Source organism: Streptomyces sp. ATLC9 (assembly GCF_057196705.1).
On record NZ_JBXUOY010000083.1, the window covers coordinates 1 to 18,477 of the forward strand.

The 18,477-nt window shown below is 72.8% G+C and carries 18 protein-coding genes; 8 read left to right on the top strand and 10 right to left on the bottom strand.

The window, feature by feature from the left end; translation table 11 throughout:
• From AC2CJA_RS11680 to miaA, 4 genes are all read right to left on the bottom strand, one after another.
• The coding region (locus AC2CJA_RS11680) for a RelA/SpoT family protein (RefSeq protein WP_484602602.1) at positions 1-1,681 on the bottom strand (1,681 nt) is incomplete at its 3' end.
• Positions 1,682-1,786: 105 nt separating this feature from the next.
• Entirely contained in the window at positions 1,787-2,680 is an 894-nt protein-coding gene (gene dapF, locus AC2CJA_RS11685; RefSeq protein WP_484602603.1) for a diaminopimelate epimerase, read from the bottom strand.
• Between the two features lie 64 nt (positions 2,681-2,744).
• A complete protein-coding gene (locus tag AC2CJA_RS11690; RefSeq protein WP_484602617.1) occupies positions 2,745-3,236 on the bottom strand; it encodes a hypothetical protein in 492 nt (163 codons plus the stop codon).
• 125 nt (positions 3,237-3,361) lie between these two features.
• Complete coding sequence (gene miaA, locus AC2CJA_RS11695; protein WP_484602604.1) at positions 3,362-4,300, bottom strand: tRNA (adenosine(37)-N6)-dimethylallyltransferase MiaA; 939 nt, start codon at positions 4,298-4,300, stop codon at positions 3,362-3,364.
• Positions 4,301-4,594: 294 nt separating this feature from the next.
• On the opposite strand from miaA, the gene AC2CJA_RS11700 reads away from it, so the two are divergent.
• Positions 4,595-4,774 carry a hypothetical protein gene (locus tag AC2CJA_RS11700; protein ID WP_484602605.1) on the top strand — a complete coding sequence of 60 codons (180 nt, stop codon included), beginning with the start codon at positions 4,595-4,597 and terminating at the stop codon, positions 4,772-4,774.
• Between the two features lie 62 nt (positions 4,775-4,836).
• On the opposite strand, the gene AC2CJA_RS11705 is transcribed toward AC2CJA_RS11700, so the two are convergent.
• Positions 4,837-5,544, bottom strand: coding sequence for a class III extradiol dioxygenase subunit B-like domain-containing protein (locus AC2CJA_RS11705; RefSeq protein ID WP_484602606.1), 708 nt, complete (start codon positions 5,542-5,544; stop codon positions 4,837-4,839).
• 135 nt (positions 5,545-5,679) lie between these two features.
• Positions 5,680-7,167: a tRNA (N6-isopentenyl adenosine(37)-C2)-methylthiotransferase MiaB gene (gene miaB, locus AC2CJA_RS11710; protein ID WP_484602607.1), complete on the bottom strand. Its 1,488-nt coding sequence runs from the start codon at positions 7,165-7,167 to the stop codon at positions 5,680-5,682.
• 76 nt (positions 7,168-7,243) lie between these two features.
• Between miaB and AC2CJA_RS11715 the strand changes: the two genes are divergently transcribed.
• On the top strand, positions 7,244-8,242 hold the full coding sequence (locus tag AC2CJA_RS11715; RefSeq protein WP_484602608.1) for a TAXI family TRAP transporter solute-binding subunit: 999 nt from the start codon (positions 7,244-7,246) through the stop codon (positions 8,240-8,242).
• Positions 8,243-8,305: 63 nt separating this feature from the next.
• On the opposite strand, the gene AC2CJA_RS11720 is transcribed toward AC2CJA_RS11715, so the two are convergent.
• Both AC2CJA_RS11720 and AC2CJA_RS11725 read right to left on the bottom strand, forming a co-directional pair.
• Complete coding sequence (locus AC2CJA_RS11720) at positions 8,306-9,733, bottom strand: sensor histidine kinase (protein WP_484602609.1); 1,428 nt, start codon at positions 9,731-9,733, stop codon at positions 8,306-8,308.
• 34 nt (positions 9,734-9,767) lie between these two features.
• The gene (locus AC2CJA_RS11725; protein ID WP_484602610.1) at positions 9,768-10,529 is read right to left on the bottom strand and encodes a response regulator transcription factor; all 762 of its coding nucleotides are present in this window, start codon (positions 10,527-10,529) and stop codon (positions 9,768-9,770) included.
• A gap of 281 nt (positions 10,530-10,810) precedes the next feature.
• On the opposite strand from AC2CJA_RS11725, the gene AC2CJA_RS11730 reads away from it, so the two are divergent.
• From AC2CJA_RS11730 to AC2CJA_RS11755, 6 genes are all read left to right on the top strand, one after another.
• Entirely contained in the window at positions 10,811-11,587 is a 777-nt protein-coding gene (locus AC2CJA_RS11730) for an amino acid ABC transporter ATP-binding protein (protein ID WP_484602611.1), read from the top strand.
• Positions 11,588-11,640: 53 nt separating this feature from the next.
• Positions 11,641-12,471 (top strand): glutamate ABC transporter substrate-binding protein, encoded by an 831-nt coding sequence (locus AC2CJA_RS11735; RefSeq protein WP_484602618.1) that lies wholly within the window; start codon positions 11,641-11,643, stop codon positions 12,469-12,471.
• 102 nt (positions 12,472-12,573) lie between these two features.
• Entirely contained in the window at positions 12,574-13,251 is a 678-nt protein-coding gene (locus AC2CJA_RS11740) for an amino acid ABC transporter permease (RefSeq protein WP_206350331.1), read from the top strand.
• On the top strand, positions 13,248-14,153 hold the full coding sequence (locus AC2CJA_RS11745; RefSeq protein ID WP_484602612.1) for an amino acid ABC transporter permease: 906 nt from the start codon (positions 13,248-13,250) through the stop codon (positions 14,151-14,153). The genes AC2CJA_RS11740 and AC2CJA_RS11745 overlap by 4 nt, the downstream gene beginning before the upstream one ends.
• Positions 14,154-14,338: 185 nt before the next feature.
• Positions 14,339-15,913, top strand: a complete 1,575-nt coding sequence (locus AC2CJA_RS11750; RefSeq protein WP_484602613.1) for an FAD-dependent monooxygenase — start codon at positions 14,339-14,341, stop codon at positions 15,911-15,913.
• 65 nt (positions 15,914-15,978) lie between these two features.
• Entirely contained in the window at positions 15,979-17,340 is a 1,362-nt protein-coding gene (locus tag AC2CJA_RS11755) for an MFS transporter (RefSeq protein WP_484602614.1), read from the top strand.
• Positions 17,341-17,413: 73 nt separating this feature from the next.
• On the opposite strand, the gene recX is transcribed toward AC2CJA_RS11755, so the two are convergent.
• The gene (gene recX, locus AC2CJA_RS11760; protein WP_484602615.1) at positions 17,414-17,944 is read right to left on the bottom strand and encodes a recombination regulator RecX; all 531 of its coding nucleotides are present in this window, start codon (positions 17,942-17,944) and stop codon (positions 17,414-17,416) included.
• A gap of 3 nt (positions 17,945-17,947) precedes the next feature.
• A partial coding sequence (locus tag AC2CJA_RS11765) for a recombinase RecA family protein (RefSeq protein ID WP_484602616.1) occupies positions 17,948-18,477 on the bottom strand: 530 nt, incomplete at its 5' end.

An 18,477-nucleotide genomic window follows, 5' to 3' on the forward strand; every position in this document is an offset into this window, starting at 1 on the left:
GTGCGGCCCGTCCGGGGGCGCCGGGCGCGGTGGCAGGGGCCGCGGGGGCGTGCGTGGTCGCCCGGGCTCCGGCCGGAGGGCCCGGCCGGGTGTCCCCGTCCGCGCCCTCCGCTCGCTCGCCCTCCTGCACACAGGCGTCGAGCCAGGTGCGGATGGCGATCCGCGCGGTGGGGGTGCGGGCGTGTTCGAGCCACTGCGGGGAGGGGCCGGAGGTGCCCTCGGGAGCCATCAGCAGCTGCAGCGAGTCCCCGTCGCTCAGTACGGTGCCCAGCGCCGCGAGCCGTCCGTCCACCCGGGCGCCGATCAGGGCGTGCCCGGCCGCGCCGTAGCGGGCGTAGGCGGCGTCCACGCAGGTGGCGCCCGCGGGCAGGTGGAGGGCCGCCGTCCGGCCGGGGCCGCCCGGGTCGGTGCAGAAGACGGTGATCTCGCGGTCCTGGGCGAGATCGTCGCGCAGCTCGGCCCAGAAGGTGTCCGGATCGGGTGCGTGGCTCTGCCACTCCAGCAGTCTCTCCAGCCAGCCGGGCCGGGTGGGGTCGGCGCGGCCGTCGTCCGCGGCGGCCGCCTCGCCGTGGGGGTCGCAGGAGGAGCCGGGGGCCCCGTGCGGGTCACCGAGGGCGATCACCCCGGCCTCGGCGACCCGGTGCATCCGGCGGGTGCGGACCAGGACCTCGGCCACCCGCCCCCCGGTGTCGGCGACGGCGGTGTGCAGCGACTGGTAGAGGTTGAACTTGGGTACGGCGATGAAGTCCTTGAACTCCGACATCATCGGCGTGAAGCAGGTGTGCAGCTCTCCCAGGACCGCGTAGCAGTCCGCGTTCTCGGCGACCAGGATCAGCAGCCGCCCGAAGTCGCAGGGCCCCAGCTCGCCGCGTTTGGCACGGGCCCGGTGGACGGAGAGGAAGTGCCGCGGCCGGATGAGAACCTCCGCGGCGATGCCCGCCTCGCGCAGTACGGCGCGCACCGATTCGGCGATCTGGGCGAGCGGGTCGGCGCCGGCGTTGTGCTCGCGGATCAGCTCCCGGGTACGGTCGTACTCCTCTGGGTGGAGGACGGCGAAGACCAGGTCCTCCAGTTCGGTCTTGAGCGCCTGTACGCCCAGCCGCTCGGCCAGCGGGATCAGCACGTCACGGGTGACGCGGGCGATCCGCGCCTGCTTCTCGGGCCGCATCACCCCCAGGGTGCGCATGTTGTGCAGCCGATCGGCGAGCTTGATGGACATCACCCGCACGTCGCTGCCGGTGGCCACCAGCATCTTGCGGAAGGTCTCCGGCTCGGCGGCGGCGCCGTAGTCCACCTTCTCCAGTTTGGTGACGCCGTCGACCAGGTAACCCACCTCCTCGCCGAACTCCGCCCGCACCTGCTCCAGCGTCACATCGGTGTCCTCGACGGTGTCGTGGAGCAGGGAGGCCGTCAGGGTCGTGGTCTCGGCGCCGAGTTCGGCCAGGATCAGGGTGACGGCCAGCGGGTGGGTGATGTAGGGCTCGCCGCTCTTGCGCGTCTGCCCCCGGTGCGAGGACTCCGCCAGCACGTAGGCGCGGCGCAGGGTGTCGAGGTCGGCGCCGGGGTGGTGGGCGCGGTGCGCCTTGGCCACGTGCTCGATGGCGTCGGGGAGGGCGTGCCGGGACGACGGACCCAGGAGGGCCGCACGACCGAGCTTGCGAAGGCTCCGTACTGCGCTCATGGCACCTCCCACTGCCTCGGGGGGCTTGATCCTATCGAGCTTGCCACATCCCGCGTGCCGCCTACCGTCCGCAGTGGCCGGGATCACCCGTTCGAGCGGTCGCCCTCAGGAAACGGCGAGCAGGTCCGGGTCGATCGTGCCCTCGGCCACGATCACGGCGGGTCCGGTCATCTCGACACCGCCGTCCGGATGTTCGGTGATCACCAGCCGCCCGCCGGGGACGTCGACGGTGTAGGTGACCGGAGTGCCGTCCACGGCCGGATCCGCGCCGTCGCGGCGGGCGGCGGCGACCATGACCGCGCAGGCGCCCGTACCACAGGAACGGGTCTCGCCGGAGCCTCGCTCGTGCACCCGCAGTGCCACATGGCGCGGCCCCCGGCCGACGGCGAACTCGACGTTGACCCCTTCGGGGTAGGCCGCGGCCGGCGCCACGGCCGGAGCGGTGTACAGGTCGCCGGCGTGGGCGAGGTCGTCGACGAAGGCGACGGCGTGCGGGTTGCCCATGTCGACGTGGAGCGCGGGCCAACTGCGCTCACCCACCGTCACGGTGACGTCCGTCTCCGTACCGCCGGGCAGCTTGGCCGCGCCCATGTGGACGGTGACGCCACCGTCCTCGGCCAGGCGCACCCGGCGCACACCGGCCCGGGTGGCGACGGCGAGGCCGCCGGTCCCGGCCAGCCCGGCGCGCCGGAGGTAACGCGCGAAGACCCGTACGCCGTTGCCGCACATCTCCGCGACACTGCCGTCGGAGTTGCGGTAGTCCATGAACCACTCGGCCTCGCCGGCCATCGAGCGCGCCTCGGGGTGAGCCGCGGAGCGCACCGCCCGAAGCAGGCCGTCCCCGCCGATCCCGGCCCGCCGGTCGCACAGTCGGGCCACGGCCGCGGCGGGCAGGTCCAGCATCCCGTCCGGGTCGGGGACGATCACGAAGTCGTTCTCGGTGCCGTGCCCCTTGAGAAACGGCACGGGCGTGCCTGCGATCCCTGCTGCGCTGTTCACGGTGCCCATCGTACGGGGCCGGCCCCGGCCGCCGGGCGGGCCGACGGGAGGACCGGGGCGGTGTCTAGCGGAGCCGGGCGACGCGCCAGACGGCCAGCGCCACGAGGGCGCCGGCGATCAGCGCGTACAGCACGATCAGACGCCAGTCGGGGCGCTCGCCGGAGCCTCGCGCCGGCAGGCCCGGCCAGGCGAGACCGACACGGCGGGCGGCCATCATGCCCCAGCCGGCGGCACAGCAGCTGAGGAGGAGCCCGAGCATGGCGACCACCGCACCGCCCTCGCCGAGCCCGAAGGCGAGCGGGAAGGCGAACATCAGCGAGCCGGCCGCTCCCAGGCCCACGATGGGGGCGAGCTGCCACAGCCGCAGCTTCCGGGGCGGGCGGAGTTCGCCGTAGGACTCGTCCTCCTCGGGTGCCGCTTCCTCCAGCGCCCCGAGGCCGTCGCCGTCCTCCAGAGGGCCCACACCGTCCAGGTCCTCCGGGCCGTCGCCGGCCGCGCCGTCGGCGCGTAGCTGCTCGACGGCCGGTTCGTCGCTGCTACGAGGGCCGGCCTCCATCGCCACGTGCCCTCCCAACTCCCGGCTCTGCGGCTCGATCGGCGGTCGATGCTCGCCGATGCTCGATGATGGCACGCCAGGGCGGCCGTCCAGCGCCCGCTGGACGTCCCGATGCCATCACGTGATCAGGCTGTGACCGCTCGTTCGAGGAGTGCCAGGGCCCGCCCGGTGAGTTCGCCGCGGTCGTCCGCCGCGCCGCTGAGCCAGTGGACACGCGGGTCGCGGCGGAACCAGGAGTCCTGGCGGCGCGCGAAGCGCTTGGTGGCGCGTACGGTCTCGGCGCGTGCCTCGTCCTCGGTGCACTCGCCGGCCAGGGCGGTCAGAATCTGCTGGTAGCCCAGGGCGCGCGAGGCCGTGCGGCCCTCACGCAGCCCGGCACGCTCCAGCTCGCGCACCTCCTCGACCAGCCCGGCCGCCCACATCCTGTCGACCCGCCGGGCGATCCGCTCGTCGAGTTCCGGACGTCCGACGTCGACTCCGATCTGGAGGGTTTCGTAGACGGAGTCGGGACCGGGGAGGTTGGCGGTGAAGGGACGGCCGGTGATCTCGACGACCTCCAGGGCCCGGACGATCCGGCGGCCGTTGCCGGGCAGGATCGCGCGGGCCGCCTCGGGGTCGACGGCGGCGAGCCGGGCGTGGAGCGCCCCGGGGCCGGACTCGGCCAGCTCCTCCTCCAGCCGGGCTCGCACGGCCGGGTCGGTGCCGGGGAACTCCAGGGCGTCGACGGCGCCGCGTACGTACAGCCCGGATCCCCCCACGAGCACAGGGGTGCGCCCCTGTGCGAGCAGGCGGTCGATCTCGGCACGGGCCAGGCGCTGGTACTCGGCGACGCTGGCGGTGACCGTGACGTCCCAGACGTCCAGGAGGCGGTGCGCGACGCCCTGGCGCTCCTCGCACGTCAGCTTGGCGGTGCCGATGTCCATGCCCCGGTAGAGCTGCATGGAGTCGGCGTTGATCACCTCGCCGCCGAGATGTCGCGCGAGGGCGACGCCCAGGTCGGACTTTCCGGCCGCGGTGGGTCCGACCACGGCGATGACGCGGGGGGTGGGGGGCGAACTGCTCACGGCCCAAGTCTCGCAAACGCACCGGGAGGACTCCGAGTGGGTTGCGGGGCGCCTCGCGCCGGGGGCCGTCGCCCGTCGCGAGGCCCCGCCCGCCGGCTCGCGGGCCGGACGCCCGGGGTGATGCCCACTCCGCTCCGCGGTGTGCGCGGGCTTCGCCCGCACAGGTAGAATCCTGGGTGGATATGGGGGTTTTCGCCGGTTTTCTCCGTAGTGCGGGGAAAGGCCACGCAGGGGTGGCCCGGCCGCCCTTCCGGCGGAGGCCACCGGGAGTCCGGGAGAACGGAGGTGACCGTCATGGGCATCAGGGAGAGGCTCAGGAACATGGCCGGTCGGCACGGTGGGAAGACCGGGGAGACCTCCGGCGACAGGCACCGGCGCCGCGCCGGGACACGTGACGCGAGGATCCAGGAGGCGCGGGAGCGGATGACCCGGGAGAGGGACGAGAAGGGGGACACCGCCGGCCCGGCCGCCTGAGCGGCCCGCCACGGTCCGGCGCCACACTGTGACGGGACGGGACGGGCCGGGCGCGCGGCGGTCTACGACCAGCTCGCCACCAGGTAGCCGACGCCGTAGGGCGCCTGGTCGTACAGCAGACGCCCCCGGAGCCCCGCGTCCTCGGCCGCGCCGGCCAGCACCTGCCAGCAGGCCCGGCCGGACGCCTTCAGCTCGTAGGCCAGCTCCTCGTCGAGGGCCAGCAGTCCTGCGGGGTCGGCGGCGCCCAGGGCGCGGGCCGCGTCCGTGTCGAAGGCGGGGGCACGCTCGTCGAAGTAGCCGGGGGCCTTGATCGTCCGGCAGGCGCTGCCGTCTCCCATCACCAGCAGCGCGAGGCGCTCCGCCGAGGCGGCCAGCTCCCGCCCGGCCCGCGCGCAGCGCTCCTTCGGCAGCGGCTCCCCCACGCCGAGCCCCTCCACGGGCGCCGCACTCCAGTCCGTGTGCCGCAACAGCCAGGCGCCCACGGTCAGGGACGGCGGCAGCGGATGCCCGGCGGGCGGGCCCTCGCCCAGCCGGACCTCCAGATCGACCCCGAAGGGACGGAGGGAGCCGGTGGCGCCCTGCGGATATCCGCCGCGGCCCGCGGGGTCCGCGGTTCCGACGACGACGAGCCGGTCGGGACGCGCGGCGGCCAGGACGGCGATCGCGTCGTGGCAGGCGGCTCGTGCCTCGTCCATCTCGTGCGCGGCGCCCCCCGCCACCTCGGGCACCAGCAGTGGCGGGCAGGGGCATACGGCGGCGGCGACAAGCATGGCGCGCAGCCTACCGCCGTACGCCCTCCCCGTGGTCGGGCGCACATGGGGCTCGCTCGCGTCCGGCCAGCGCACACCCGGCGCACAGCCGGAGCCGGCACGCCGGGCGTGTGCGCACCGGAAGACGGTGATGCTTCAGCAGGCGGTGCAGCCGTCCGGCGCCGCGGGCAGCGGCTCGGGAACGCCGACCGCCGGCAGCCCGAGCATCACCCCCCGGGGCCCGGCCGAGGGCGCGGCGTTGCGCCGCTCCCAGGCGTCCCCCGCGCGGGTGCGCCGCACCCCCAGCACCGCGCCCTCGGCCAGCAGGTGGTGCGGGGCGGCGTAGGTGACCTCGACGGTCGCCATGTCCCCCGGGCGCGGCACATCGGCGTCGGGGCGGGTGAAGTGCACCAGGCGGTTGTCGGGGGCGCGGCCGGACAGCCGGCGGGTGGCGCCGTCCTTGCGGCCCTCGCCCTCGGCGACCATGACCTCCAGCGTCCGCCCGACCTGCCTCTTGTTCTCCGCCCAGGAGATCTCCTCCTGGAGGGCCACCAGGCGCTCGTACCGCGCCTGGACGACCTCCTTGGGGATCTGCCCGTCCATCTCGGCGGCCGGAGTGCCGGGGCGCTTGGAGTACTGGAAGGTGAACGCCTGCGCGAAACGGGCCTCACGGACGACGTGGAGGGTCTGCTCGAAGTCCTCCTCGGTCTCGCCGGGGAAGCCCACGATGATGTCGGTGGAGATCGCGGCGTCGGGGATCGCGGCCCGGACCTTCTCGATGATGCCCAGGAAGCGCTCCTGCCGGTAGGAGCGCCGCATCGCCCTCAGCACGCGGTCGGATCCGGACTGCAGCGGCATGTGCAGCTGCGGCATCACGTTCTCCGTCCCGGCCATGGCGGCGATGACGTCGTCGGTGAAGTCGCGCGGATGCGGGGAGGTGAAGCGGACCCGCTCCAGACCCTCGACCCTCCCGCAGGCGCGCAGCAGCTTGGAGAATGCCTCGCGGTCGCCGATGTCGGACCCGTAGGCGTTGACGTTCTGCCCCAGCAGGGTGATCTCGGTGACGCCCTCGGCGACCAGCGCCTCGACCTCGGCGAGGATGTCGCCGGGGCGGCGGTCCTTCTCCTTGCCGCGCAGCGCGGGGACGATGCAGAACGTGCAGGTGTTGTTGCAGCCGACCGAGATGGAGACCCAGGCGGCGTACGCGCTCTCGCGCCGGGTCGGCAGTGTGGAGGGGAACGCCTCCAGCGACTCGGCGATCTCGACCTGCGCCTCCTGCTCGACGCGGGCGCGCTCCAGCAGCACCGGCAGACTGCCGATGTTGTGGGTGCCGAAGACCACGTCCACCCAGGGTGCGCGCCGCACGATGGTGTCGCGGTCCTTCTGCGCCAGGCAGCCGCCGACCGCGATCTGCATGCCCGGCCGGGAGGCCTTCCTCGGCGCGAGGTGGCCGAGGTTGCCGTACAGCTTGTTGTCGGCGTTCTCCCGCACCGCGCAGGTGTTGAAGACGACCACGTCGGCGTCGTCGGCGTCCCCCGGGGCCCGGACATAGCCCGCGTCCTCCAGCAGGCCCGACAGGCGCTCGGAGTCGTGGACGTTCATCTGGCACCCGTAGGTGCGCACCTGGTAAGTCTTCGCACTCATCTCAGCCGACAGGGTACGCGCTCCCGCCCCGCCCCGCCTCTCCCCTCCGCGCCCCGGTCCTGGCAGGATCGGGGCCATGGTCTCCGAGCACGTACGACGCCCGTGGGCACGGCGGCCGCTGACGGCCGCCGCGGCCTCGGCGGCCGTGCTCGTGCTGCTGGTGTGGTGGCTGCTGCCCGGCGGCGGCCCCGCGCCCGGCGGTCGGGCCGTCTTCACCACCGGCGCCCGCGGCGGGGTCTACGAACGCTACGGGGAACTGCTGAAGGAGCAGCTGGGCCGCGACCTGCCCGAGGTGGACGTGACCCTCGTGCCCAGTCAGGGTTCGGTGCAGAACATAGAGCGGCTGGTCTCCGGCGAGGCCTCCTTCACCATCGCCGCGGCCGACGCGGTCGCCGCGTACGTCAACTCCGGCGGAAGGGACGCCGACCGGCTGCGGGCCTGCGCGCGGCTGTACGACGACTACATCCAGCTCGTCGTCCCGGCCGACTCGTCGGTGCGCGCCGCCGAGGACCTGAAGGGGCTGCGGGTCGGGCTCGGACAGCGGCGCTCCGGGGTCAACCTGATAGCGGGCCGGCTGCTGAAGGCCGCCGGTCTGGACCCGGGCGAGGACATCCGGCCGGTGCTCCAGGGCATCGACCGGATGCCGGAGCTGCTGATCCGCGGGGAACTGGACGCCTTCTTCTGGTCGGGCGGGCTGCCGACCGGCGCGATCGAGGAGCTCGCGGAGGCCGCCCCGCTCCGCCTCGTCCCGCTGGGCGACCTGGTGCCGGTGCTGCACGCGCAGGAGCCTCAGACCCGTTCCTACCGGGCGGCCCTGATGCCCTCCGACGCCTATCCCGCCGTTCAGGACGGCAAGGCCGTCGAGACGATCGCGGTGGCGAACCTGCTGGTCACCATGGATGACACGGACGCCGCGCTGACCGAGGGGATCACCCGCTCGGTGATCAACAGCCGGGACCGCATCGGCCACGCGGTCCACGCCGCGCAGAAGGTGGACCTGCGCACGGCCATCTACACCCATCCACTGCCCCTGCACCTGGGAGCCGAGCGCTACTACCGCTCCGTGAAGTCCTGAACGGCTGCCCGGGGCGAGGGGGCCGTGAGGCCGACCCGGGCGCGGATACGGCGGGCGGTCCCGTCATCCGGCGTCCGGCGCGGACCGCGGCAGGCGGATCACCACGCGCAGCCCGTGCGGCTTGTTGCGGGCGAAGGAGATCTCCGCCCCGCCCGCGGCGAGCAGCGCGCGGGAGATGGACAGCCCCAGACCGGAGCCGGAGACGTTCTGGTGGCGGCCGCTGCGCCAGAAGCGGTCCCCGATCCGGTTCAGCTCGTCCTCGGTGAGTCCGGGCCCGTGGTCGGCGACCTCGACGGCCACCCTCCCGCCTCCGGCCGTGACGGAGAGCGTGACCGACTCCCCGGCGGGGGTGAACTTCACCGCGTTGTCCACGACCGCGTCCAGTGCGCTGGAGAGCGCGACCGGGTCCGCCCAGCCGGTCACCGCGCCCTGCCCGGCCGCGCGCAGCTCCACCCCCGCGCGGTCGGCGACCGGACGCCAGGCGGCGACGCGTTCGGCGGCGAGCGCGGCGATGTCGGTCAGCCGCGGGTCGGCGGGTGCGTGCTCGGCCAGGGCGAGGCCGAGGAGCCCGTCGAGCACCTGGGCCAGCCGTTTGCCCTCGGCCTGTACCGAGGCGATCTCCTCGTTGCCCTCGGGCAGCTCCAGCGCCAGCAGGTCGATGCGGAGCAGCAGGGCCGCCAGCGGGTTGCGCAGTTGGTGGGAGGCGTCGGCGACGAAGGCGCGCTGCTGTTCCAGGACGGTCTCGACGTGGTCGGCCATCTCGTTGAAGGAGCGGGCCAGGCGCTGGAGTTCCGGCGGTCCGCTCAGGGCGGCCACTCTGGAGGCCAGCCGTCCGGTGGCGATGTCGTGGCTGGCCCGGTCCAGGACCCGCACCGGTTTGAGGACCCAGCCGGTCAGCCGGACGGCGAGAGCGACGGCGACGAACATGGCGGCCGCCTCCCCGGCGGCCAGCGGCAGCCATCCGTGCAGGATGCGCGAGCGCATCGGTCCGGTGGGGGAGTCGGTGAGGACGACGGCGACGACGTCGCCGTCGCGGACGACCGGTGAGGCGACCGCGATCCGGCCGTCCTGCCAGGGCCAAACCTGGGGCGGGTCGTGACTGCGGCGCCCGGCCAGGGCCTCGTCGAAGGCCGCGTCGCCCTCCCCTTCGTCCGGGGGGCGCCAGGCCGCCGGGGCCGCGGCCATCGCGCTGCGGTCGCGGTAGAAGACGCCGGCTCTGATGCCGTAGAGGTCGTGGTAGCGGCTGAGTTCGTCGCGCAGGGTGGCCAGCCGCTCGTCCTGCTGGCGGGCCTCGGCGGTGGTGGGACTGCGGGCCGGGGGACGGGTGGTGACGTACTGGGCCAGGGAGGCGAAGCGCGCGGTGTCGTCGATGCGGTCGATGACGACCTGCTGCTGTTCGGCGGCGGCCATGCTCGCGGCGAGCGGGAAGCCGAGGGCCAGCAGGACACCGGCCATCAGGGCGATGAGGAGGGCGAGGAGGCGTGTGCGCACGACGGGCCGGTCCGCTTTCGTCCCGGTCCCGGTCTCAGCCGGTGGGGGCGACGAGCCGGTAGCCGACCCCGCGCACCGTCTCTATCAGGGCGGGCAGGGCCAGCTTGGAGCGGAGCGAGGCGATGTGCACCTCCAGGGTGCGGCCGGTGCCCTCCCAGTTGGTGCGCCAGACCTCGCTGATGATCTGTTCGCGACGGAAGACGACGCCGGGGCGCTGGGCGAGCAGCGCGAGCAGGTCGAACTCCTTGCGGGTCAGGGAGACCGCCTCACCGTGCACCGTGACCCGGCGGGTCTCGGTCTCGACGGTCAGCGCCCCCAGGCGCAGCTCCGCGGCCCCCGTTCCCCGAGCGCTCACGGTCTCCGCACCCGGGCTTCGGTCGGTGCCCGGCTCGCCCGGCGCACCGGCCGGAGCCGCGGCGGCGACGGGGACGGTGCGGCGGCTGACCGCGTGGATCCGGGCGAGGAGCTCGGCGGTGTCGTACGGCTTGACCACGTAGTCGTCGGCGCCGAGGTTGAGGCCGTGGACGCGGGAGCGCACATCGGCCCGCGCCGTGACCATGATCACCGGGGTGCTGGTCAGCCGGCGGATGCGGCCGCACACCTCGAAGCCGTCGATGTCGGGCAGGCCGAGGTCGAGCAGCACCACGTCGAAGGGGGGCGCGGCGCCGTCCGGAAGCAGGTACCGCAGGGCCTCCTCGCCTCCGCGGGCGTGCACCACGTCGAAGCCGTGCCGGGCGAGTACGGCGGACAGCGCCGCGGCCACGCGGTCGTCGTCCTCGACGAGCAGCAGTCTCATGGCCCCTCTCCTCCCCGGTGCTCCCCCGTGTGCCTTCCCGGGGCCTTCCGGGTGTGGCAGTCATCCACTCCGATCCGGCCCGGCGCGTCAAGACCCGGCGGGCCTCCTCTCCACGCGAACCCCCACGTTAAGCAGCCGATACGCCGACCGGTGAACCTTTCGGGCGATAAGTCCCTTTGCGGCTGGATCGTTATGCTCAAGTTCAGCTCAGATGGGATGACGCTGCTCAACGGTGGTCACTAAGGTCCCCTCAACCGACGAGGACGGAGCGAATGACGCCGATGAGCAACGTATCGGTGACCAAGGACGCCGCACCGACGGCGGAGAATCTGGTCGTCCTGGACAATGTCAACAAGCACTTCGGTGCCCTGCACGTCCTTCAGGACATCGACCTGACCATCGCGCGGGGCGAGGTCGTCGTCGTCATCGGGCCCTCGGGGTCCGGTAAGTCCACGCTGTGCCGCACCATCAACCGCCTGGAGACGATCGACTCGGGGACGATCCTGATCGACGGCAGGCCCCTGCCCGCCGAGGGCAGGGAACTGGCACGGCTCCGCGCCGATGTCGGCATGGTCTTCCAGTCGTTCAACCTCTTCGCGCACAAGACGGTGCTGGAGAACGTCATGCTGGGCCAGCTCAAGGTCCGCCGCATCGACAAGCAGGCGGCCGAGGAGAAGGCCCGCTCCCTGCTCGACCGGGTGGGCGTGGCCAACCAGGCCGACAAGTACCCCGCACAGCTCTCCGGCGGCCAGCAGCAGCGCGTGGCCATCGCCCGCGCGCTGGCGATGGACCCGAAGGTGATGCTCTTCGACGAGCCGACCTCCGCGCTCGACCCCGAGATGATCAACGAGGTCCTGGAGGTCATGCAGCAGCTCGCGCAGGGCGGCATGACGATGGTCGTCGTCACCCATGAGATGGGCTTCGCCCGCTCCGCGGCGAACCGGGTGGTCTTCATGGCCGACGGACGGATCGTCGAGGAGGCCACTCCCGACCAGTTCTTCAGCAACCCGCGCAGCGACCGCGCCAAGGACTTCCTGTCGAAGATCCTCCACCACTGAGCCGGCGACGGTTCAGCGGACTTTTGCACGATACGACTCCAGGGATGTTCACCATGACCCTCCGCAAGCCCGGCCTCATGGCCGCCACCGCCGTCGTTCTCGCCCTGACCGCCACCGCGTGCGGCGGCGGCGCCAGCGGCTCCGACGACGAGAAGATCAACATCGGCATCAAGTTCGACCAGCCGGGCCTGGGCCTGAAGACCCAGGACGGCGAGTACACCGGCTTCGACGTGGACGTGGCCAAGTACGTCGCCAAGGAGCTGGGCTACGACGAGAAGGACATCACCTGGAAGCAGGCCCCCAGCGCGGAGCGCGAGAACATGATCGTCAACGGTGATGTGAAGTTCATCGCCGCCACCTACACGATCAACGACGAGCGCAAGGAGCGGGTGGACTTCGCCGGCCCGTACTTCCTCGCCCACCAGGACCTGCTGGTGAGGAGCGACGACGACACCGTCCGGAGTGAGGGCGACCTCGACAGCAGCGAGATGAAGCTCTGCTCGGTCACCGGCTCCACCTCGGCGCAGAACGTCAAGAAGGACTTCGCGCCGGAGGCCAACCTGATCAACTACGGCGGTTACTCGGAGTGCCTGACCGGCCTGGAGAACAAGGCCGTCGACGCCCTGACCACCGACGACTCCATCCTGGCCGGTTACGCGGCGCAGGAGGAGCACCAGGGCAAGTTCAAGCTCGCCGGCCTCAGCCTCAGCGACGAGCCGTACGGCATCGGTCTGAAGAAGGGCGACACCGAGCTGCGGAAGAAGATCAACGACGCCCTCAAGAAGATGGTCGACGAGGGCGCCTGGGAAGAGGCCGCCAAGAAGCACTTCGGCCCGGCCAACTACGAGTACGAGCCCGCGCCGGAGATCACCGAGACGAACTGACGCCGTCCGCGGTGTGCCGCGGCCGTCCGCGGGCGGCGGCACACCGCACCTCCGACGGTGTCCGACGAGACGCCATCCGACGAGGCGAGAGCGCGGGAGAACGTGTTCGACTTTCTTGATTCCGGGCAGTACGACGTGCTCGGAGCCTTCTGGGTGACGGTGCAGCTCACCGTTTATTCGGCGATCGGATCCCTGGTGTGGGGAACGATCCTGGCCGCCATGCGGGTCAGCCCGGTACCGCTGATGCGCGCCTTCGGTACCGCCTACGTCAATGTCGTGCGGAACACCCCGCTGACGGTCATCATCCTGGCCGCCTCGCTGGGGTTGTTCCAGACACTGGGCATCACGCTCGCCGGCGGCAGCGACTTCGAGACGATCGGCTTCAGGCTCGCCGTGCTCGGACTGATCGCCTACCACGCCACCTTCGTGTGCGAGGCGCTGCGCTCGGGCATCAACACGGTGCCCGTCGGACAGGCCGAGGCGGCGCGCGCCCTGGGGCTGAGCTTCTTCCAGGTGCTGTTCCTCATCATCCTCCCGCAGGCGTTCCGCGCCGTCGTGGCGCCTCTGGCGAACGTCCTGATCGCCCTGACCAAGAACACCACGGTGGCGGCCGCCATCGGTGTGGCGGAGGCCGCGGCGCTGATGAAGACGATGATCGAGTACGAGAGCGACGCCATCTTCCTGGTCTCCGCGATGTTCGCCTTCGGGTTCGTTGTCCTGACACTCCCGACCGGCATGCTGCTGGGCTGGGTCAGCAAGCGCGTGGCGGTGAAGCGATGAGCAACCTCTCCGTTCTGTACGACGCCCCGGGCCCGCGGGCCCGGGCGCGCAACATCCTCTACTCCGTGGTGTTCCTGCTCCTCCTCGCCCTCGCCCTGTGGTGGGCGCTGGACACCATGGCAGACAAGAACCAGCTCGAGGCGGCGAAGTGGAAGCCGTTCGTCGCCGACGGCCGGGTGTGGACGACGTATCTGATCCCCGGCCTGCTCAACACCCTCAAGGCCGCGGCCCTGTCGATCGTCATCGCGCTCCCGCTGGGTGCGCTGTTCGGCCTGGCCCGGCTGTCGGACCACCGGTGGGTCCGTGTCCCCGCCGGCGCCGTGGTGGAGTTCTTCCGCGCCATCCCGGTGCTGCTGATGATGTTCTTCGCCAACGCGGCGTACGCACAGTTCACCGACCTCTCCTCCGATGTGCGCCCGCTGTACGCCGTGGTGACGGGGCTGGTGCTCTACAACGCCTCGGTCATCGCGGAGATCGTGCGGGCGGGCATTCTGTCGCTGCCCTCGGGCCAGACGGACGCGGCCAAGGCCATCGGCATGCGCAAGGGCCAGATCATGTTCTACGTGCTGCTGCCGCAGGCGGTCACGGCGATGCTGCCGGCGCTGGTCAGCCAGCTCGTGGTGATCGTCAAGGACACCGCGCTGGGCGGCGCGCTGCTGGGTTACATGGAGTTGCTCAGCCAGGTGCGGGTGATCACCGCCAACTACGGCGCCAACACCATCGCGGCCTTCACCGTGATCGCGCTGCTCTTCATCGCGCTGAACTTCCTCCTCACCAGCTTCGCGAGCCGGCTCGAGGCGCGGCTGCGGCGCGGCAAGCGGTCCACCGGGGTCGTACTGGGCGGCGACGACACGGAGATGGAGTTCGACGAACCCCACGTCGAGCCCCACGCCCGGAAGTAGCCGCGCGGGCTCCTTCCGCGCCCGCCGTACGTCCACTGCCTGTGCCCCCGTCGCTTGACGGGGGCACAGGCAGTGGGTTGCATACGACGTGTGATCGTGTACCGGGCTCCATCGGCTCCACCCCCCCTCCTCTCCCCCGACCGTGACAACCGCCCGTACCGTGAGGACTGTGAGGGCCGCCCGTCGTGGACCCGGTGATCGTCGTCGGCGCGGGGCCTGTCGGGCTGGCGCTGGCACTGGCGCTCTCGCGCCACGGTGTGCCGTCGGTCGTACTGGACGGCGGTGACGGCGAGGTGGAGCAGCGCACGGCGCGCACCTGCGTCCTGCGGCAGGACACGGCGGCGTACGCGGCGGCGCTGGGCGGCGCCCGGTGGGCGGCGTGGCGCACCGAGCGGCGGCGGCAGCCGGTGCGGCGTGTCGAGTTGGACGTCCGGACCTCGCCGGTGCACATACAGCAGTACGCGCTGGAACGGGGCATGCGGGCCGCGCTGGAACGCGATCCGCTGGCCGAGATCGTCACCGGGGCCCGTCTGGACGAGCTGGAGCAGGACGAGCGCGGGGTGTCGGCGCACACCCGCGGCGCTCCCGGCTCCCCCGGTGTGCGGTGGCGCGGCAGTTATCTGGTGGGCTGCGACGGCGCCCGCTCCACGGTGCGCAAGCTGCTGGAGATCCGCTTCCCCGGACGTACCTCCGTCGAGCGGCACGCGGTGGCGGCCCTGCGCGTGGAACTGCCCTGGGACGGCGAGGCGCTGCTGCACCGCGATGTGCCCGGCGGTGAGAGCGAGGTGGTGGCGCGTCCGCTGCCCAACGGTGTGTGGCGCCTGGACTGGCTGCTGCCGCCGCGCGGCGACCTGGTCACCCCTGACGCGCTGCTGGCCCGGATACGCGACACCCTGGCCGCATGGTGCGAGGACACCCCGCCCCCCTACGAACTGCTGGACACCGGCGTGCACATCGCCCACCAGCGGCTGGCGCGGCACTGGCGCTCGGGCCGGGCCTTCCTGGCCGGGGACGCGGCGCACCTGCTGGGGGCGCTGGGCAGCCAGCCGGTCGACGAGGGACTGCGGGACGCGGCCAATCTGGCCTGGAAGCTGGCGCTGTGCCTGCGCGGCCAGGCGCCCGCAGAACTGCTCGACAGCTACGAGGCCGAGCGCCGCGGCGCGATGAGGGCCCGGCTGCGTGCCCTCGACCAGGCGCTGCCTCTGGTACGCGGGGGTGGGGGGCTGCGCACCCTGCTGTCCGGCGCTTCACGGGGGCACCTGGAGCTGCTGACGGACGGGCACCTGGGGCAGGGGCCGCTGGGCGCGCCCCCGTGCTACGGGTATTCGCCGCTGGCGCCCGGGCAGGACGCCGCTCCCGGGGCGCTCGCGGTCGGGACCGAGCCGGGGTCCCCCGTACGGGACGTGCCGGTGACGGCTCTGGACGGGACGCGGGGGCGGTTGTGGGAACGGCTGGGCGGTGATCTGCTGGTACTGCTGGTCGCGCCCGGCACCCGTGTGTGGGACAGCCGCCACTGGCTGTCGGCCGGGCTGATGCCGGAGCTGGCCGCCGTGGTGGAACGGCTGCCGGTGCCCGCGGAGCTGCTGGTGGCCGAGGGCTATCCGGGCGCGGTCGCCCATACCGCCCTGGTGATCCGCCCGGACGGGCATCTGGTGACCGCGCTGCCCGGCGCCCGGACCGGTGAGTTGCGCGCCTGTGTGGACGGGGTGCGCGGCGTCCTCCCGGCCGGGGACGCCGCCGGTGCGGTGGACCGCGACTGAGCCGGCGCCGCTTCCCCGCCCTCCACCGCGGCGCCCGGACCACCGGCACCGGATACGACGGCGCGGTGACCCTGCTCCCGGATCCCGGAACCGCACGGCGCCGCTTCACCACCGTCACCTTTCTCTTCTGGCTCCCCGTCGGTCTCGGCCTGCCCGCTCAGGTGCTGCTGCTGGGCGAGCGCGGCATGAGCCTGACCGCCGTCGCCGGACTCTTCGCCCTGCACTCACTGACCGTCACCGCGCTGGAGCTCCCCACCGGCGGCCTGTCCGACGTCCTCGGCCGTCGCATCGTGCTGGCGGCCGCGGGGGTGCTCAACACGGCTGCCATGACATTGCTGGCGCTGGGCACCGCCGTGTGGGTCCTCGCCCTGGCCATGGTCCTGATGGGTGCGGGTCGCGCACTGTCCAGCGGCCCCGCCGAAGCCTGGTACGTCGACACCGTGCAGGCTCACTCCGGGCCCGGCGCGGAGTTGCGCACCGGGCTGGCCCGGGGCGGCACCGCGTCCGCAGCGGCCCTGGCCGTGGGGACCCTGTGCGGCGGCGGACTGCCCTGGCTGCTGGGGCTCGGACCGGACGTGGGCACCCGGCTGAGCGATGCCACTTCCCATCTGGTGCTGCCGCTGTCGGTACCGCCGCTGCTGGGCGCGGCCGTCGGGGTGATCTTCACGGTGTACGTCCTGACCGCCCTGCCCGAGCCGCCCCGCCCTCGCGGCGGCATACGGGAGGTGGTGCGGAACGTGCCGGCCACCGTGCTGGGCGGTCTGCGGCTGGGAGCGGGCAATTCCCTGGTCCGCCGTGTGTTGTTGAGCGCCGCGGCGGCGGGGACCGCCCTGGCCGCCGTCGAGCTGCTGGCACCGGGGCGCTCCGCCGATCTGACGGGCGCGCCCGAGTCGGGTGCGCTGCTCTTCGCGGCGCTCGCCTGCGCCGGCTTCGTCTGCACCGGTCTGGGCAGCCACTGCGCCCCACTGGCCGCCCGCCTGACCGGCGGCGGTGAGCGTGGTGTCCTGGCCGGCCTCGGACTCGGCGCCACGGGCATGGTGCTGCTCGGGGTGACCGTGCTGTGGTCCGGTCCGGTCGCCCTGTCCCTGGCGGCTGCCGGTTACGCCCTGGTCTATCTCGGCCTCGGCGCCGCCGGCCCCAATAAGAACGAGTTGCTGCACCGCCAGGTCGGCAGTTCGGGCCGCGCCACCGCTCTGTCCGTGCAGTCCCTGGCCCTGCAGCTGGCCGGTGCGCTCGCCGGTCTGATGGCAGGCGCCCTGCCACCCGGTCCGCTGCCCTGGCTGGTCTGCGGCATGGTCCTCCTGGCAGGCGCCCTGTTGTGGACGCGTACCACGACGGACGGGATCACACCGCGCCGTCCGGGGTCCGCTCCCTCCGCGGCCCCCGATGGAACCGGATCCGTCTCGGCCCCGGTGGCCGCTCCCTGAAACGGCGCCGTCCTCCCCTGCCGCCCGGTTCCCTCCCGAAGCGGGTCCGCGGGTGCCGCCCCGAGAGCCTGCTTCAGTCCGCGCCGTACAGCGGATACTCCTCCACGTCCTCCCCTTCCGCTTCCAGCGCCTCCCTCACGACCCTGAGGGCGAGTCCTTCGGGGTAGCCCTTGCGCGCCAGCATCCCGGCGAGCCGACGCAGCCGCCTGTCGCGCTCCAGGCCTTTGGTGGCACGGAGCTTGCGCTCCACCAGGGCTCGGGCGGTCCGCTCCTCCTGCTCCTGGTCCAGCTGCTCCACCGCGTGGCCGATCAGCTCGGTTTCCACGCCCTTGTGCCGCAGTTCCCGGGCGAGGGCCCGGCGGGCGAGGCCCCGGCCATGGTGACGGGACTCCACCCAGGCGTCGGCGAACGCCGCGTCGTCGATCAGCCCGACCTCCTCCAGTCGGGAGAGCACCGACTCGGCGATGTCATCGGGGATCTCCCGCTTGCGCAGTGCGTCGGCGAGCTGCCCGCGAGTGCGCGGCGTTCCGGTGAGCAGGCGCAGGCAGATCGCCCTCGCTCGCTCCTCCGGGTCTGCCCACGGCTCCCCCTGACGTCCCGCCACGGCTCAGCTCTTGGCCGCTGCGGTGCTCTTGACCGCCTTGGCACGCGTCGCCGGCGCGGGCACCGTCTTCGCCGCCGCGGCCGGGGCGGCCTCGGCTCCGGCCGCGTCCGGCTCACTCCCGGGGGCCTCGGCCTTCGCCCCGATGCCGAGCTTCTCCTTGATCTTCTTCTCGATCTCGTCGGCCAGATCCGGATTGTCACGCAGGAAGTTGCGGGCGTTCTCCTTGCCCTGCCCCAGCTGATCACCCTCGTAGGTGTACCAGGCACCCGACTTGCGGATGAAGCCGTGCTCCACCCCCATGTCGATCAGCCCGCCCTCCCGGCTGATCCCCACCCCGTAGAGGATGTCGAACTCCGCCTGCTTGAACGGCGGCGCCACCTTGTTCTTGACCACCTTCACCCGGGTGCGGTTGCCCACCGCCTCGGTGCCGTCCTTGAGCGTCTCGATCCGGCGGATGTCCAGCCGCACCGAGGCGTAGAACTTCAGCGCCCGCCCACCGGTGGTCGTCTCCGGCGACCCGAACATCACCCCGA

Excerpts from the sequence above, each read along its gene's own strand:
- AC2CJA_RS11690 (WP_484602617.1), bottom strand. The coding sequence starts at position 3,236 with ATGGAGGCCGGCCCTCGTAGCAGCGACGAACCGGCCGTCGAGCAGCTA.
- AC2CJA_RS11700 (WP_484602605.1), top strand. The coding sequence starts at position 4,595 with ATGGGCATCAGGGAGAGGCTCAGGAACATGGCCGGTCGGCACGGTGGG.
- AC2CJA_RS11705 (WP_484602606.1), bottom strand. The coding sequence starts at position 5,544 with ATGCTTGTCGCCGCCGCCGTATGCCCCTGCCCGCCACTGCTGGTGCCC.
- miaB (WP_484602607.1), bottom strand. The coding sequence starts at position 7,167 with ATGAGTGCGAAGACTTACCAGGTGCGCACCTACGGGTGCCAGATGAAC.
- AC2CJA_RS11715 (WP_484602608.1), top strand. The coding sequence starts at position 7,244 with ATGGTCTCCGAGCACGTACGACGCCCGTGGGCACGGCGGCCGCTGACG.
- AC2CJA_RS11725 (WP_484602610.1), bottom strand. The coding sequence starts at position 10,529 with ATGAGACTGCTGCTCGTCGAGGACGACGACCGCGTGGCCGCGGCGCTG.
- AC2CJA_RS11730 (WP_484602611.1), top strand. The coding sequence starts at position 10,811 with ATGAGCAACGTATCGGTGACCAAGGACGCCGCACCGACGGCGGAGAAT.
- AC2CJA_RS11735 (WP_484602618.1), top strand. The coding sequence starts at position 11,641 with ATGACCCTCCGCAAGCCCGGCCTCATGGCCGCCACCGCCGTCGTTCTC.
- AC2CJA_RS11745 (WP_484602612.1), top strand. The coding sequence starts at position 13,248 with ATGAGCAACCTCTCCGTTCTGTACGACGCCCCGGGCCCGCGGGCCCGG.